Raw genomic sequence first — 17,026 nt, 5'->3', positions numbered from 1 at the left:
GCATCTCCCGAAACGAGGGCGGGCGAATTCGCACACCTGTTGCACGGAAATGTACGGATTGAATACTGGTATGTGACATAAATAATTGATGTTCAATAAATTATGATTGTGGCACACGCTCTGCCTATGATCCGCTAATTAACTCATGCACTGTATGTTCAGAAACTACTTTAAAACCGCCTACCGGAATTTATTAAGGCACAAGGGCTTTTCCTTCATCAACATTGCCGGCCTGGCCCTCGGTATCACGGCCTGTTTGCTCATTGGCCTGTTCGTGCACGACGAGTTGCAGTACGATAAGTTCCTGCCGGAAGGGGAGCAGGTATACCGGGTGTATAGCGATAAGTCGGCCAAAGAGGCTGGCGAGATGGTGGCTCCGGTACCACCTATGTTTGCCACTACCCTGGAGCAGGATTTCCCGGAGGTGGAGCAGACGGTGCGCATTCTGATGGTGCAGTTCGATGCCAACAACCTGGTAGAGGCCGGAGACAAGCGGATCTACGAGTCCGGCCGCTTCTTTGCCGACCCCGGCTTTTTCGAGATTTTCCAGCTGCCGTTTATCTATGGCTCCCCTGAAAAAGCCCTGGAAGATGCTTCTTCTATCGTGATTTCAGATGAATTTTCGCAGCGGGTGTTTGGTGACGCCAACCCTGTGGGCAAGCAGGTAGCGGTGAACCACCTGCCTTACATTGTGCGGGGGGTGTTCAGTACCAAGGAGCGCTTCCATCTGCCTGTCAACTTCATACACGCACTGGAGGCAGCCGAACTTCCGGCCGAGCGCATGAAGAGCTGGAACTGGCAACAGTTTTATACCTATGTTAAGTTGAAGGAAGGGGCCAACCCGCAGTTCCTGCAGGCGAATTTCAGGGAGGTTGTGGCAAAGCAGCGTAATCCGGACAACAATGAGCCTTACGATTATAAACCAGTGCTGCAGCCACTCGATGAGGTATACCTGCACTCAGCGAGCTTCAAGCACGACCAGGCCATTCGTGGTAATATCACCTACGTGCGGGCGCTAAGCATTATTGCTGTATTCATCCTGCTGATTGCCTGTTTCAACTTCGTGAACCTGGCCACGGCCAAGTCGATGCAGCGGGCCAGGGAGGTAGGCGTGCGTAAATCCGTAGGGGCCAGCCGGGGGCAGCTCGTGCTGCAGTTCCTGGGCGAGACGCTGCTGCTCACCCTCATCAGTGTGATCTTCTCTGCTGCGCTCGCTTCCCTGCTGCTGCCTTCGCTCAATGCCTTTACAGGCAAGGAGATGAGCTTCAATTTCTTTACAAACCCGGGTTTGCTCCTGCTCCTGCTGGGGCTGACACTGGTGGTCGGCCTGCTGGCAGGGTTCTATCCGGCGCTGGTGCTCTCAGGTTTTCAGCCAGTAAAGGTGCTGAAGAGCGCCGTGGTGGTCGACAGCAAGGTAGGCCGCATCCAGTGGTTGCGACACGGGCTGATCGTGGTACAGTTTGCCCTCTCTATCTTCCTCATCATCTGCGCCTTTGTTGTTTACCGCCAGGTGTCCTACCTGCACAACAAAGACCTGGGCTTTGACAGGGACCAGATCATGTTCTTCCAGATGCGGGGTGAGGGGATGTTCAACAACTACGAAACGTTTAAGAACGAGCTGCGACAGGTGCCCGGCATCCGGAATGTCTCCATTGGCTACGGCTTTCCGGGCGATGCCACGGCCGGCGATGGGATCATTGTGCCCAGAGACGGAGAGCAGGTACACCATGGTGTCACGCATCTGATGGTAGACTATGACTACATCAACACACTGGATGTGAAGGTGCTGGCCGGAAGGCCTTTCTCGAAGGCGTATAAGACCGATGCTGATCACGCATTCATGATCAATGAAACGGCGGTGCGGGAGCTGGGCTACGGCACACCTGAAAAGGCGCTGGGACAGACGCTGCGCTGGAATGTATGGAACGACACTGACAAGGATACTCTGAAGGAAGGAAAGATCATTGGCGTGGTAAAGGACTTCCACTTCAAGAGCCTCTACGACAAGGTGGATCCGACCGTACTGCAGATCTTTCCGGGGGCCAACTGGAAAGTAGCCGTGAAAGTAGATCCCCAGAACATTGCCGGCACGATAGAACAGGTGGAGAAGGTGTGGAATAAATTTGCACCCGACTACCCGATCGAGTACATCTTTATGGACGACAACTTCGAGAAGATGTATAAGGCCGAAGACAAGCTCAAAACCCTGCTCTGGATCTTTACAGGTATGGCCATTTTTGTAGCTTGCCTGGGGCTGCTCGGTCTGGCTGCCTATGCTGCCGAGCGCCGCAAAAAGGAGATAGGTATACGCAAGGTGATGGGTGCCGAAAACTCCGATATCGTGATGCTGCTTTCCAAGGAATTTCTGCTGCTGGTTGTGTTGGCGGCGCTGCTCGCCTTCCCGCTGGCCTGGTATGCCATGCAGACCTGGCTGGAGGACTTCGCCTACCGGATCGAGATGCCAGCGTGGGTGTTTCTGTTCGCGGGTTTGTTTGCCGCCGCGCTGGCCTTTGTCACCATCAGTTACCAGGCACTGAAGGCAGCCATGGCCAATCCGGTAGCGAACCTACGCTTCGACTGATTTGGCTCTGAATCATGGGTGCACCTCTGTCGGGCACATCAGCGGTATGTGCAGTAGGCTGACGTGCACCCTATACCTTATCCTGGTGCCTGAAAAAAAGAGCACCAAATGCTGTAACCTTCTCCAAAACTGAAGTTACCCTTTGTATACATCAACTTGGTGCTGCCCGGCCCTTGGCAGCGATGGTGAAAAATAATTTGAAAAACCTGTAAGGTTTAGGCGATCCGGTCGTCTCCTTGAAAAGAAGGCGCTTCCAGAGGACAGATTTTTTTGGTAGGGATGCAACTATGCATGGGAATGTGTGTCTTTAGCTTACACCCCACGAGTACAAAAGCGGAAAAATAAAATCATAATTCTACAGACTATGAAAAAAAGTGTACTTTTTTTGATGGGAATGCTATGCCTTTTCCTGTCCGTTTCTGGTGCCGCACGGGCGCAGGAAGCAGGTGCGATCTCCGGCACACTGACCGACTCCCTCACAGGAAAGCCAGTTGAGTATGCCACAGTCGCACTGCTCCGGTCAGGCAATACCCAGGCCTTGCAGAGTGCGCTCACCGACACCAATGGCCGCTTTGCCTTTGCAGGTGTGGCGCCCGGCAACTATCAGCTGGCCATCAGTTTCCTGGGCTATCAGAAAAAGTTTATCAGCTCAGTCGGGGTAAGCGCTGCAAAACCGGAGGCAAGCGTGGGCAACATCAAACTGACACCGGCCGCTACGCAACTAAAGGAAGTGAAGGTGGAGACGCTCCGTCCCACCATCACCCAGGAGGCAGACCGCATGGTGGTGAGCATAGAAGGCACAGCGCTGGCGGCAGGCCGTACGGCTTATGATGTGCTGGCCACTTCGCCGGGCGTATTCATTGATCAGGAGGGCAACATACAGCTCAACGGCCGGGCCGGGGTAACCATCATGCTGGACGGGAAACTGACCTACCTCTCAGCCCGCGACCTGCGCTCCCTGCTCGAAGGTATGTCGGCCGAAAACATCCGCAACATCGAGATCATCACCAACCCATCGGCCAAGTACGACGCGGAAGGTTCTTCGGGCATTCTGAACATCAACCTGAAAAAGAACACGCAGCAGGGCATGAACGGAAGCGTATACGCCAGCGGCAACTATAATTTCAAGCAGTACGGGTATAGCACCGGCGGCACGGTCAACCACAAGCGCGGTCCCTGGAACTCTTTCCTCATGGTGGACCTGGTGCGCCGGGCCGGAGGGCGCGATGCCACCTTTAACCGGGTGTTCCGGGGCGAGCAGCGCACGACTTATTTCGACCAGGTAGCCGACGGCAATTTTGAAGTGCAGGGGCCGCCGTCCGTTCGCCTGGGCACGGACTATAGCTTCAACGACAAGCACAGCATCGGTATCATGGGCTATTACCTCACCAACGACCTGGAAGGCGACTTTCTGACGGAGACCTTCATTGGCAATGCCCCCAACCAACCCAATCTGTTTGTGGATGCCGACAACTTCAACACCAACACCTTCACGAACAGAAACGCCAACCTCCACTACTTGGGCAAGTTCGACACGCTGGGTACCCAACTTACCGCTGACCTGGACTTTGTGCGGATCACCAACAGGGGGGAGGCGAACTTCTACAACTATTATGACTCCCTCAATGTCGACCAGCCCATCATCCAGGACTTTCTCTATACCAGTACCCCGAACGAATTCAACATCTACTCCGCCAAAGCAGACTTCACCAAGATGTTCTCCCGCGGCCGTAAGCTGGAACTAGGGGCAAAGGCCAGCCGCGTAGAGTCAGACAACGATTCCCGCTTTTACTTTAACAACAGCGAGGTGCCGGTGCTGGACCTGAGCCGGACCAACCACTTTGTTTATGACGAGGACATCTACGCCGCCTACGCCAACTGGAGCAGCAAATTGAGCGAGAAATTCAGTCTGCAGGCCGGTCTGCGCGCGGAGCGGACAAAGTCACGGGGCGAGTCGCTGACGACCGGGCAGGTGACCAAGCGCAATTACCTGGACCTGTTCCCGAGCCTGTTCCTGAAGCAGACGGTGAGCAAGGACTACGACATCAACTACAGTTACAGCCGCCGCCTGCAGCGCCCCAACTACGGCATGCTCAACCCATTCCTGGCCTACCGCGACCCCTATACCTACTGGCAGGGCAACCCCTACTTGCGGCCACAGTACACGCACGTGATCGGTGTGACGCATACCTTCAAAAAGCAGTATAGCCTGGCGCTCAACTACCAGCGCAACGAAGATGTGATCGCTGAAATACCGGCCATTATACCGGAGACGTCCACCACCATTTATTCCATCGGCAACGTGGACAAATCACAAAGCCTGAGCGCCACGGCGATCGTACCGGTGAGGTTCATGAAGAACTGGGACTCCAACAACACGCTGCTCGTTTCTTACAACGAGTACAACACAGTGGTCAATCAGCAGCCGGTGCTTACCGACCAGGTGTTCTACATGCTGCAGTCCAACCACAACCTCCTACTGCCGCTCAAATTTAAGCTGGAGGTAAACGGCACCTACCAGAGCCGTGCCGTGTACGCCCTCTACGAGATAGATCCGCGCTGGTGGGTGAACCTGGGCCTGAAGAAAAGCTTCCTGGACGATAAACTGGACCTGACCCTAAATGCCAACGACATCTTTAAGACACAGCACCTGATTATTGCGGCCAACGTGGGCGAAGGTAATGTGAGCGATTGGGACCAGTACTTCCGGCAGCGCAATGTCGGGTTTACGCTGCGCTACAAGTTCAGCAAGGGCGATAAGCCCGAAGAGCGCAAACGCAGCACCCTGGAAGAGCTGAACCGCACCGGAAACTAAGAAACTACTGTTTGTTTTACTGGGAATTATGGTGGGGCGCTTTGTGCCCCACTTATTTTTTCAGGCATCCTGCTTTCTCCCATTCCTTCCCAAAAAATAAGTGCCGGAAGGCTGTAACTTTTCCATAAACCGAAGTTTCTATATACGAACACCAAAACAAGCTGCCCATTTGGAAATACTGACTGACAATGCTTTGATGCTCCAGGTAAAGTCTGGCGACCTCGACAAGCTCAGCCTGCTCTTTAAGCGGTATGGCAGAAGTCTGTATGGGTTCTATTTCCGCTTTACCAAGAACGCTGAGCTGAGCGAGGACCTGGTGCAGGACGTGTTTGAGCGGGTGCTCAGGTACCGCCATACCTTTCGGGGCGATGGCAAGTTTGTCACCTGGCTCTATCACCTGGCCCGCAACGTGCTGGCCGACCACATCAAAAAAACAAAGAGAGCCGGCATCCGGACGGACATCGACGAAAAGCAGGAGGTGCTGGCGGATCTGACGGTGCCGGGTGAGGCGAAGCAGAAAGAAGAGTACCTGCTACTGATGGAAAGTGCCCTCGACCGGCTGAGCCACGACAAAAAGGAGCTGCTCCTGCTCAGCAAACTGCAGGGCATGAAGTACAAAGACATTGCAGAGTTGCACAACTGCACCGAGGCAAATGTAAAGGTCCGGGTGTTCCGGGCAATCAACGACCTCCGGGAGGTCTTTCTGAAATTACAGGCAAAAGGAATAAACGTATGAACAGCGAGCGACACGAAGAACTGATACTGGACTACCTGACAGGAAGCCTGGATGAAGCGCAACGGCGCGAATTCGAGTCCATGGTGGAATCAGGTGTGATACCCGCCGCCGAGCTGGAAGCAACACAGGCTGCCTACAACTCCTTCCACACCCTGCCGGAACCAGAGCCGGGACCGGGGCTGGATGCAAAATTCAACCGACTGCTGGCAGCCGAGAAGCGGAAAGCGCGACCTGCGGGTCCCACATTTTCCTGGGGAGACCTCTGGCAGCAACTGAATATTTTTCTGAGCCCGGCAAAGTTCGCGTATACCCTGGTCATCTTTTTTGCTGGCTTTCTGGTGGCCTGGTTTGCCTTCTCGCCCAAGCAGCAACAGCAGCAGGACCCTGACGTGAAAATGCTGGCCACGGAGCTGAGCCAGATGAAGAAGGTGCTCTTTACGACGCTCATCGAACAGCCGCTTGCCGTGGACCGGCTGCGTGCCGTGAACATCTCGCAGGAAATGACGGAGGCTGATAGCCGGGTGATCGATGCCCTGTTCAACTCCCTCAACAACGACCCAAACGTGAACGTGCGGCTGGCAGCAGTGGAAGCCCTGAAAATCCACACGGCAAAGCCGGAAGTAAGGGCCGGGCTGATCCGGTCTATCGGTCAGCAGGACTCACCCATGGTGCAGATTGCCCTGGCTGACCTCATGCAGGCCTTGCAGGAGAAAGAAGCCGTGCCGCAGCTCAAACAGCTCCTGCAGGACGAAGGCACCAACGAGTTGGTGAAAGACAAAATCAAGGAGAGCATAAACGTCTTAATCTAATCACTATGAAAATCATTCAACCGCTGTTTCTAATTGTGGCACTCCTCTGTTTCAGCACGGGGCTGGTAGCGCAGGACCACACCCAAAAGATTGTGAAGGAACTGCGCTTTAACCGCCAGTCGCCGGGCAACGTGCTGAAGATCGAGAACATCAACGGCTTCGTGCATGTGGAACCTCATCAGGGCGATAAAGTGCTGATCGAGGTGGAGCGCATCATCGAACCGAGAGCAGCAGACGGCCTGGAGAAATCGAAAGAACTGAGCCTGGAGTTTGAGGTGAGCGGCGACAGCATCATCAGCTTTCTGAAAGCGCCCTATATCCAGTCGCACCGGACGGGGTCCTCCAACCGGGGCGTGAACATCACAGGTGAACTCGGGTATTCCTTCACGCACAATTTCACGATCAAGGTGCCGCAGAACACCAACATTTCGCTAACCACCATCAACAACGGCGACGTGCAGGTGAAGGACCTCACGGCCGGCTACATTCAGGCGGCCAATGTCAACGGGCCCATTCTGCTGGATAATATTTCGGGAGAGGTGGACGCCAAAACAGTGAATGGGAGCGTGGTGGCCAAATACCGCGAAAACCCAAAAAAGCAGGCGAGGCTGGAAACGCTGAACGGCAACGTTGAGTTGTTGTACCGTCAGCCGCTTTCAGCCACCATCAGCTTCAGCGCCTTCAACGGCGACTTTTTCACCGACCTGAGAGACCTGCAGCCCCAGGCGGCGAAGGTGCAGAAAGTAAGCAACGTCAAGGGAGCCACCACCACTTACAAGCTCGGGAAGGAGTCTGTCTACAAAACAGGAAAAGGCGAGGCCCAGCTGCAACTGAAAACCTTCAACGGAAAAGTAATTGTAAAAGCGCAAAGCTAGGCGGCTATACCTCGACACACATATACATGAACCACAAAAAATAGAATCCATGAAACGCAACATCCTATTTTTGATATTTCTGATGCTGGGCACACCTTTATTGGCTCAGAGTACAGCCGGAGAAGAGATCAGAGTGCCGCTTACCAAACCCAACGAGGCCGGCAGCCTGGAAATCAGCCTGGTCACCGGTTCTATTAGCGTGACTGGCACCAAAGGCAAGGAAGTGGTCATCAAAGCGAGTGCAGGCGAAAGTCGGACCAGGGAGCGCGAAGAAGCCGGTGGCCTGAAGCGCATCCCGAACACGAACCTGGGCCTGACGGTGACCGAGCAGAACAACAAAGTGCAACTCAGCACCGAGGCAGTGACCAGGAGAGTGAACCTGGAGATACAGGTGCCTCAGAACTTCAGCCTGCGGCTCTCCACGGTCAATAACGGCGAGCTGGCCGTGCGCAATGTCAACGGCAACCTCGAACTCTCCAATGTAAACGGCAGCATTCTGCTCGAAAATGTGTCGGGCAATGCGGTGGCCAACACAACCAACGGCTACGTAAAGGCCAACATCCTGCGCTGGGACGGTAAATCGCCTATGGCCTTTTCCACCCTGAACGGTAACGTGGACGTGACGCTGCCCGCTAACTCCAAATTCAACACCAAGCTGCGATCCGACAGGGGAGAGGTATACACCGATTTTGAGATGACCCAGGAAGCCGCGCAAACAAAGGCCGGCAGCCGCAACGAGAAAGGCCTTTACCGGGTGAGCACTGCGGACTTTATCAGCGGCAAGGTTAACGGGGGTGGTCCCGAGATCCTGATCAAGAACATGAACGGTAACATTTACCTTCGCAAAGCCACCAAATAGGAACCGGCGGCATGTTTGGCTTTTCTCAAATTTCCCTATCTATTCGGCTGATGTTTCCGTAAGCAAAGGGAAAAAAGAAAGACCATGAAAACCAATACAACCAAATCTTCGAATCCTTTGAACTACCTGCTGGAAAATCCGGGAGAGATTATGAACGTGGTGAAAAACCCGGGCAAGTTCGGACTGGACACCTACAACGGCCTGGACACAAAACAAAAGCAATACGTGCTTTTCGCGGTGGGCGCCGGCCTGATCGGGTATGGGATTTACCTGGGTATGAACAAGAAGTAAGTGTTTGGACATCAACCTACTATGCCAACTTGCGTATACCAAGGTATAGACATTATGTTATCGTTCAGACAGGCGAAAGCCTGAATTAAAGCTTGTAGAAGCTTCTGGAAGAATTGCTTCCATGTTTGACGGAACATGAAAAGGAAAGACCTGCTTAAAGCGATGCTTGAAGCAGGTCTTTCTGTTTTTATACCTGGTGAAGAGGCGTCTATTTTTTCTTTTTGCCCATGCCCTTGCGGGCCTGCCGGAGCTTGTGCTGCTCTTCTTTCAGGGCCTTAAACTCTTCATTCGAAATTGTGACGGTATACTCTACCGACGAGAGCACATGCTCCTGCTCAAACTCGTCGTAGGCCAGTAGCACCGACAGAAACTTGCTCTCGTTGAGCACATAGTCCCCGTCTTCCTGATCGTACACGTCAAAATCGTACTCGCCTTCCTGCAGGTGCTTGTCCGGCTTGCGGGCCAGGCAGTCGCCCGTAATCAGGAGCGGCTCATCCAGTTCCACTTCCAGGTTGAAGGGCTGAAAGTACTTACCATCCTTCTTGTAGGTCACGTACTCGATCTTGTCCACCTCGATGGCTATACCTGCATTGCGGTCGTCGCGCTTGTTTTTTATGTTGAGAATGTTGCCCGTCAGTTTCATGCTGCAAAATTACTGTTATAATTGAAACAAGCCCTAACTTTACCTTCCCTTAAACATTGGCCCACTTGCTAGGTACAGGAATTATACTGCTATACCTGTCATGTGGGCAGAATAGACCGATAGTTCATGTCTACTGCCGATACAAACGATTTTTTTATTGAACAGCGCAGCAGCGCCGAGATCAAGTCAGAGCTGCTCGTTGAATTTTTCAAGGCCTGGTGCAGCGCCCAGCTGCAGGGGCAGCGCTACAAGTCCAACCCCGTGCTGGCCTTCATCGACCTCTACGCCGGCGACGGCAAGCCGGAGGATGGCAAACCGGCCACGCCCGTGCGCGTGCTCAACAGCATTTTCGGAGCTACGGATAAGTATAACCTGAACAAGGTGGTGCGCACTTTTTTCAATGATGAGAAGAAGACCGTCACCACCCGGCTGAAAGAGAACCTGCAACAGCTGCCCTACTACCAGGACCTGCAGCACAAGCCGGTGCTTTTGCACGAAGAAGCCAGTTTAGCCACACTCGCCAAGCTCCTCGGCAACGATGTACCCACGCTGCTATACCTGGATCCTTTTGGCTACGAGTTTTCGCAGCAGCTGCTTTTGCAGTCAGTGCGCCGCTGGGGCCTCGACTTGTTTATGCTCTTCACGCCGGCCAAACTGCGTGCCGCGGTGCAGGGCGCTACCGATGACAGCATCATGGCCGAAGTGTTCGGCAAGGAGCGCCTGCAGAAGATCCGAGAGTTCTGTGACCGTTACCAAGATGCCGGCCAGCGTGAGGACTTTATGGTGGATCAGTTTGAGGACGTGTTCCGGGAGAAGGATTACAAGTCCTTCCGCTTCAAGATCAGTCTCCCGAAAAAGAACCAGACAAGCCATTACCTGTTTTTTGTGTCGAAGAACGATGCGCCTTACATGAAGATGAAGGAGCTCATGCTCATGTACAGCGACTACCAGGAAGACGGCGTGCCGCTTTTCGGCGCCAATATCAAGCACCAGCTCTCGCTGTTTCAAGAGCAATACCGCTACTCCATCAAAAACCTGATCACCGATCTGGCCGGCAAGCGCTCCTTCTACCACAACCTGCCCATCGACAGCATTTACCGCCATCACAACATCGGCACGAATTACATCCGGGGAAATTACAAAGAAGCGTTGGAGGCGCTGAAAGCGGAGGGAGTGGTTGAGGCGATCAATCCGGTGTCGCGGCAGCCGATGCGGAAGGTGTCGTTTACTTCGATTATTGGGTATAGGTAAGGGGAGCTGGGGTTTTCGCCTGGCCGGCTGGGCAGTGGGTGATGTCGCGAGCGTCGACGCTCGTGTCTACTATAGTGGGGCCTCTGGCGCCGTAGTTATAGGTGTAGCTAGCTTCTAGTATACCTCTTTGCCCTCGCTCGCGTCCCGCGAGTGTGCGTTATCGGGCGGACTCTGGCCGCTGGTGCAAAGTGGCGGTATACTTATACCTGCTGTAGATGCTTAGCCGTTGAAGGTATAGCAACTTGTTTCATAGCTTGCCTTGCCAGGCGGGCTGGGGTTTCGCCTGTGCGGCGGGCACTCACTTTTTGTCTTGACACAAAAAGTAAGCAAAAAAGTCAAGACCCTCCAAACTCGCTGAACGCTCAGACAGTGGAGTGTCAATTAGTGCACCGGGCACAGTTATTTGCTTTGTAGCTTGCTGATAGTAAGTCTTGTTATACCTGCCAGTGGTTTGTGCAACCACAAAAGCAGCGAAGTTATACCTGAGAAGAGGCTGCAACAGGCTCCCCTCCTTGGACAAGGAGGGGTAGGGGTGGTTTGACCCGGTATAGCTAAACAACAACTACAAAGCTATACCTGTAGATTAAGTAGTAGCTGAAGAGTCCCCCTTCGAAGGGGGTAGGGGATGTCATTTTTCAACTGTTATATCTTACCTACAGCGCCTATACCTTGAAAAAGGAAGCGGCTAAAAATCCCCTCTCGGGAGGGGCAGGGGTGGGTATAATCGTGCAACAAAAACCAAATAAGCTAACACAACTACACATACAAAAAGAAATTTCAAAATAACCTTACCAATGCAAAACCCAAAACTCTTCATGCTGATGCTGGGCTGCCGGCCGGCGGGGCGCAACACCGAGCAGCACGACATGTTCTTTGCCATAGGCGAGCAGGTGAAAGACCTGGTGCCGGCTATCAAGGCGTTCTGGCCGGAGGCGAAAGGCAATATTCACGTTGATGCCTGGCGGGAAGTGACGCAGGTAAAGGACTTCCAAATAAAGGTGGTCTCCAAAGAAACTATACCTGCAGATGCTGGTGCCGACAAACTTTTCTTTTTGAACCTGGGCGGCTACAAACAGGGGGAGTTCGATGAGTTTCACTATAAAATGCTGGCCGTAGCGCCCGACCAGGCAGGTGCCGTGAAGCAGGCGAAAGAAACAGCCTTTTATAAGCATACCGGCTTTAAAGGTGCCACCTCTCATATCGATGATAAGTTTGGCGTGGATGTGGACGAGGTGTTAGAAGTGAAGGAGATCCTCACCGCCGAAGACAAGCAGCAGTACAGCCTAATGATCACACCAAGTATAGCCGGATTTGAGGATGAGATGCACCTGGGTTATTTCCAGCTGCACAAGTTATAGATTCTTTGTAGATGACTAAAAACTCAAAGCCCCTGCACATATGCAGGGGCTTTGAGTTTTTTAATGCTTAAAGTGTTTTCATTAATTTAAACACTTTTGTCTGTTGAGGATACTCTACCCTTAGGAAGTAAACCCCTGGTGTCCTCATTTTCTCAGAAAAATCAAGATTTACTTGCTTCGATGATTCTTCCCTTATCAACTCACCTGAGTAAAGTCTCTCACCAATGGAGTTCACTAAGCTATACCTGACTTTTCCAGTTTCTCCATCAGACAACATTAATTTAATGCGACCGTCTGATGTTGGATTTGGATACACATAGAGCTTTGAGGCTTCTGGATTCACAGCGCTCAAAGATGAAGTAGCATTATTTATAAGCGCTCCATCTCTGTTGAAAGTAAATGTGATGGTCAATGGCGTCCCTGCGGTTCCAGTCGCCCTGGGCCCCGAGTACGGGGTGGCCGTGAGGGTGTAGGTGCCCGTGGCGGGCGGATTCCAGTTGCCGTAGTAGTAGTTGCCCGCCCCATCATCGCCGTGCAGGGCGTAGGGGGCCTGGTTGTCGACGAAGGTCTTGCTCTGGGCGCCGCTCAGCTCGAACCTGACGCTTCCGACCGCGCCGGGCGAGGTGTTGGCCCGGATGTTGAGCTTGGTGTTGGGCAGGGAGGCGAAGCTGATGGCGGCCCCGTCAGCGATGGTGAGAACGTCCTGCTCTGTCTGGGCGCTCACCAGCACGAAGCCGGTCACCTGCGGGCCGCTGGCGGGGATGGCCTCGAACGTGGCCGAGACCGCCTTGTCGGCGTTCATGGTCAGCTGTAGCGGGTTGGCCGTGCCGGAGGCGTCCCCCGTCCAGCCCGCAAAACGGAAACCTGCCGCAGGGCTTGCTGTCAAAGTGACCACGGTGCCGGCCGTATAGCTATTCTGATTTGGACTCTTTGTTACTGAACCGCCGTTAGAGGAATTGACAGAAAGTACATAAGTGTTACTTTGTATCGTTTCGAACACAGCTGTAATGGATTTATTACTTGTCATCGTAATGGACAGCGGATTCTGTGAACCAGAGGCATCACCAGTCCAGCCTACAAAGCGTGATCCGGAGGCTGCCGTTGCTGTTATCGTTACAAAGCTACCGCTGGCATAAGTGCTTTGATCAGGAGACTTTGCTACTGTACCGTTACCCATTGTGCCTGTATTCAAGCTATATTGGGTTGGCGGTGTACCTCCGTCACGGTTAAGGGTAAATGTGATGGTCAATGGCGTCCCTGCGGTTCCAGTCGCCCTGGGCCCCGAGTACGGGGTGGCCGTGAGGGTGTAGGTGCCCGTGGCGGGCGGATTCCAGTTGCCGTAGTAGTAGTTGCCCGCCCCATCATCGCCGTGCAGGGCGTAGGGGGCCTGGTTGTCGACGAAGGTCTTGCTCTGGGCGCCGCTCAGCTCGAACCTGACGCTTCCGACCGCGCCGGGCGAGGTGTTGGCCCGGATGTTGAGCTTGGTGTTGGGCAGGGAGGCGAAGCTGATGGCGGCCCCGTCAGCGATGGTGAGAACGTCCTGCTCTGTCTGGGCGCTCACCAGCACGAAGCCGGTCACCTGCGGGCCGCTGGCGGGGATGGCCTCGAACGTGGCCGAGACCGCCTTGTCGGCGTTCATGGTCAGCTGTAGCGGGTTGGCCGTGCCGGAGGCGTCCCCCGTCCAGCCCGCAAAACGGAAGCCTGAGGCCGCTGTGGCCGTTAGCGTCACTACACTACCAGCTTCATATGTATCGGCAGAAGGCTCAAGGCTGATAGAGCCGTTTTCAGGTTGCGTCAGCGTCAACTTGTACATCGTTGGAAGAATGAGTTCAAATGTAGCCGAGGCATGCTTGTCAGCATCCATTGTTATAGTAGTTGTAAGCTCGACGCCAGTTACATCACCTGCCCAGCCAGTGAAGCGGTAACCGCTGGCCGGCTCAGCTGTGAGCGTGACCATGGTGCCTTCGCGGTATTTACCTGTTTGATCAGGTGCTGGATCTTGGGTAATACTACCATTACTCGACTCAGCGATTGTAAGTGTAAAGGTTGGGATTGGTTCAAAAGTAGCCGATACCGTCTTGTTGGCGTTCATCACCACAGCCGTGGTGGCCTCGGTGCCGGAAGCGTCTCCTGACCACCCAGTGAAGCGGTAGCCATCATCAGGTATAGCTCTTAGTGTGACCTCAGTGCCGGCCACGTATGAATCAGCCGCTGGGTCAGCTTCGATAGAACCGTTAGTAGGATCATGGAGCGTCAAGGTATACACGGTCGGCGGGATGAGCTCAAACGTAGCCGAAACGTTCTTGTCAGCGTCCATTATTAGCTTCAATGGGTTTACGTCACCGGACGCATCTCCTGTCCAGCCTGTAAACTGATAGCCATTGGCTGGGATGGCAGTTAGCGTAACCTCCGTGTCTTCAGTGTATTTGCCTTCCTGGTCTGCCTCCGGAGTATGCCCAATCGTGCCGGAGCCGTTGTCAGGATTTGTAATTGTAAGCTTATAGGTCGGAATCGCCTCGAAAGAGGCTGAAACAGTCTTGTTACCGCTCATGGTCAGAGCAAGTGGGTTTGAAGTGCCTGTGGCATCGCCTGTCCAACCTGTAAAGCGGAAGCCTTCATGTGCTTCAGCTGTGAGTGTCACCACAGTGCCAGCTTCGTAGGTTTCACCAGCCGGTTCATGTCTGATCGAACCGTTTTCAGGTGGAGTTAGCGTAAGAGAATAATATGTTACTGGTGGGGGTGTTACAGTTACGGTAAAAGATTTCTCGTCTGAAAGCGGGAAATTGCCACTTATACCATTGTCCTGCAGCTTGATTTTGACAGTATAAGTACCCGGTGTTGTAGGTGTCCAATCAAATATACCTGTTATAGTACTTGTATTTGCGCCCGTAATGGCCTGATTGCCAGTCCAGTCGCCTTCAATTTTAGTTATAGCGGGTACATCATCCGTTGAGTATTCACCCTGCACTTCGACCGGAGTCACTTCCACTGAAAACGACCTGGATTGATGTGGAGAGCTAAACATATCGGAACTACTGTTTACATCCGATCCAGACAACTGGAACGTGAGCTTTTTGCCTGCTTCAACAGATTTTGCTGTAATCGCATTTAACCTGGGTGGAGCATTTACATACAGATAAAATGTAGGAGAAGCCTGGCCCCGCAAACCATCGTTGGCCAAGGCATATACAGCCGCTCTACCTACCTGGTTCGCAGCTGGTGTCCAGGAGAAGAGTCCTTCTTGCGGGTTTGAACTTGGTAGTATGTTCGTGATGGTAGCCCCAGCAGGATATACACCATTGGTGCCGCTTAGGCTAAGAGTTATCGTCTGTGTACCAGGCACATCGTGGTCAGTGGCCCTCACGGTGAACTCTATCTTTTCACCCACTTTACCATATGCGTTGCTGATAGGATCATAAATAGGCGCTGTGTTTACTTCATTCACTGTAATAGTAAAGGACCTGGTACCCGACAGTTCGCCATCAGAGGCAGTAACTTCAATTGTAAAAACACCTGGACCTTGCGCTTCAGAAGGCCGCCAGGTAAGTGCTCTTGTCGTTGTGTTGAATGCTGCGCCATCAGGCAATCCATCATTCATCTCCCCTCCGTCTACAGCATGACGGAAACTGAACGTAAGCGGATCCCCGTTCGGGTCGCTTGCCGAAAGAATGGTAGAAGGAAGGTTTGTCAACTCGTTTAGAGTTTTGTTAGTTATAGCGGCTATAGTAGGTGCACAATTGTCAGCAGGTGGTGAAACTATAACTTCGTCCGTATAGGTGCAAGAGCCGCCGGTTACAGTGAGCGTATAGGTTCCGGGAAGGGATACAACGGGGTTTTTTATCGTTGAAGTAAATCCGCCCGGACCCGCCCAGCGCCAGGTAACGTTGTTCTGAAAGTTAGGATTACCAATGGTGACACTTGGCGAAGCACAGGATAATTGCACGTCTGGCCCTGCTTCAGCATACGGCATCGTGATTGTTCTAAATCCATTTCTAGTGGTGCCATTTTCCATCTTCACGTTTGCTGATAAGGAAAATCCTCCACCAACCGTGCCCGGCACAATCTGTATAGAATTCATTACCGGGCCACGAATGATTTTAATTGGCTGATTAGAGGTAACTGAGTCTTTACCACCTACTATATAGGCATCTGTATTCGTGGCGCTTATTATCCAAGTGTAACTGGCCGCCCCGGATTGTATCGGAATCGAGTAAGTGATAGGTTCAGTACCCATACAGAGTGGTGATGGACCTGTGATGGAAAAGTTTTGAGCAAAGCTAGCTGCAGTCTGAAAAAGTAAAGCAGCTAGTAAAGTGAAAAAGAATGGAACAGAGGGGATTCGCCTAAATGATGCCTTTTGTAAGCTTTTTGAATGTAAGTTGCTGTGCAATGATATTTTATCTTGTCGGGGCATATCACTGTTATCCCCATAGTTCGGAGGTTGTGTAGTAGATTTGACATTCATGACTTTTAAGTTGTTTTTAAGTGAGTGATACAAATAACTATGTGATTTAATTGCTGTAATGAGTTACGTAAGATTGGCTGATTGATTATTTTTATAATAAAATTTATTTTTTATTGTCATTAGTAAATAAATTGTACGAATAAAATATGATTTTAATTATTATTTTTATAATATTTCTATATATAATGGTGAGCGTAACTGGTAGGAGGGCGAAGGGCAATTACCCGCAGGTGAAAAAAAGGCGAGACTTGCAGTTAATTTAAGGTTTGTGTGCAGGAGCAAGTTTGCGATCTGCCTAAGGCACCAAATCGCTGGTTTGTGGCTTAATAAAGGGGCTAGATTA

The 17,026-nt window shown here is 52.5% G+C and carries 11 protein-coding genes; 9 read left to right on the top strand and 2 right to left on the bottom strand.

Annotation, left to right across the window (positions count from 1 at the left end; genetic code table 11):
- Positions 1 to 154: 154 nt before the first annotated feature.
- The 7 genes from B0B12_RS06710 (at position 155) to B0B12_RS06680 (ending at position 8,966) form a co-directional block, all read left to right on the top strand.
- A complete protein-coding gene (locus B0B12_RS06710) occupies positions 155 to 2,581 on the top strand; it encodes an ABC transporter permease (RefSeq protein WP_076666843.1) in 2,427 nt (808 codons plus the stop codon).
- A 364-nt stretch (positions 2,582 to 2,945) separates the two neighbouring features.
- Complete coding sequence (locus B0B12_RS06705; protein WP_076666841.1) at positions 2,946 to 5,396, top strand: TonB-dependent receptor; 2,451 nt, start codon at positions 2,946 to 2,948, stop codon at positions 5,394 to 5,396.
- A gap of 169 nt (positions 5,397 to 5,565) precedes the next feature.
- Positions 5,566 to 6,132, top strand: coding sequence for an RNA polymerase sigma factor (locus B0B12_RS06700; RefSeq protein WP_083704095.1), 567 nt, complete (start codon positions 5,566 to 5,568; stop codon positions 6,130 to 6,132).
- Positions 6,129 to 6,941 carry a HEAT repeat domain-containing protein gene (locus B0B12_RS06695; protein ID WP_076666839.1) on the top strand — a complete coding sequence of 271 codons (813 nt, stop codon included), beginning with the start codon at positions 6,129 to 6,131 and terminating at the stop codon, positions 6,939 to 6,941. The genes B0B12_RS06700 and B0B12_RS06695 overlap by 4 nt, the downstream gene beginning before the upstream one ends.
- A gap of 5 nt (positions 6,942 to 6,946) precedes the next feature.
- The gene (locus tag B0B12_RS06690) at positions 6,947 to 7,816 is read left to right on the top strand and encodes a DUF4097 family beta strand repeat-containing protein (protein WP_076666838.1); all 870 of its coding nucleotides are present in this window, start codon (positions 6,947 to 6,949) and stop codon (positions 7,814 to 7,816) included.
- A 49-nt stretch (positions 7,817 to 7,865) separates the two neighbouring features.
- Complete coding sequence (locus B0B12_RS06685) at positions 7,866 to 8,675, top strand: DUF4097 family beta strand repeat-containing protein (RefSeq protein WP_076666836.1); 810 nt, start codon at positions 7,866 to 7,868, stop codon at positions 8,673 to 8,675.
- Positions 8,676 to 8,759: 84 nt separating this feature from the next.
- The gene (locus B0B12_RS06680; RefSeq protein WP_076666834.1) at positions 8,760 to 8,966 is read left to right on the top strand and encodes a hypothetical protein; all 207 of its coding nucleotides are present in this window, start codon (positions 8,760 to 8,762) and stop codon (positions 8,964 to 8,966) included.
- 208 nt (positions 8,967 to 9,174) lie between these two features.
- Here the strand turns inward: B0B12_RS06680 and B0B12_RS06675 are convergent, their stop codons facing one another.
- On the bottom strand, positions 9,175 to 9,609 hold the full coding sequence (locus B0B12_RS06675; RefSeq protein WP_076666833.1) for a hypothetical protein: 435 nt from the start codon (positions 9,607 to 9,609) through the stop codon (positions 9,175 to 9,177).
- Between the two features lie 126 nt (positions 9,610 to 9,735).
- Between B0B12_RS06675 and tcmP the strand changes: the two genes are divergently transcribed.
- Together tcmP and B0B12_RS06660 are read left to right on the top strand one after the other, a co-directional pair.
- The gene (gene tcmP / locus B0B12_RS06670; protein WP_076666831.1) at positions 9,736 to 10,860 is read left to right on the top strand and encodes a three-Cys-motif partner protein TcmP; all 1,125 of its coding nucleotides are present in this window, start codon (positions 9,736 to 9,738) and stop codon (positions 10,858 to 10,860) included.
- Between the two features lie 794 nt (positions 10,861 to 11,654).
- Entirely contained in the window at positions 11,655 to 12,218 is a 564-nt protein-coding gene (locus tag B0B12_RS06660) for a DUF1543 domain-containing protein (RefSeq protein WP_076666828.1), read from the top strand.
- A gap of 67 nt (positions 12,219 to 12,285) precedes the next feature.
- Here B0B12_RS06660 and B0B12_RS06655 read toward each other — a convergent pair whose 3' ends face one another.
- On the bottom strand, positions 12,286 to 16,188 hold the full coding sequence (locus tag B0B12_RS06655) for an InlB B-repeat-containing protein (RefSeq protein WP_342039365.1): 3,903 nt from the start codon (positions 16,186 to 16,188) through the stop codon (positions 12,286 to 12,288).
- Positions 16,189 to 17,026 lie beyond the last annotated feature (838 nt).

The organism is Pontibacter indicus, assembly GCF_900156345.1.
Classification (GTDB): domain Bacteria; phylum Bacteroidota; class Bacteroidia; order Cytophagales; family Hymenobacteraceae; genus Pontibacter; species Pontibacter indicus.
Note: the sequence above shows the minus strand (reverse complement) of the source record. Positions and strands in the feature narration are given on the sequence as shown.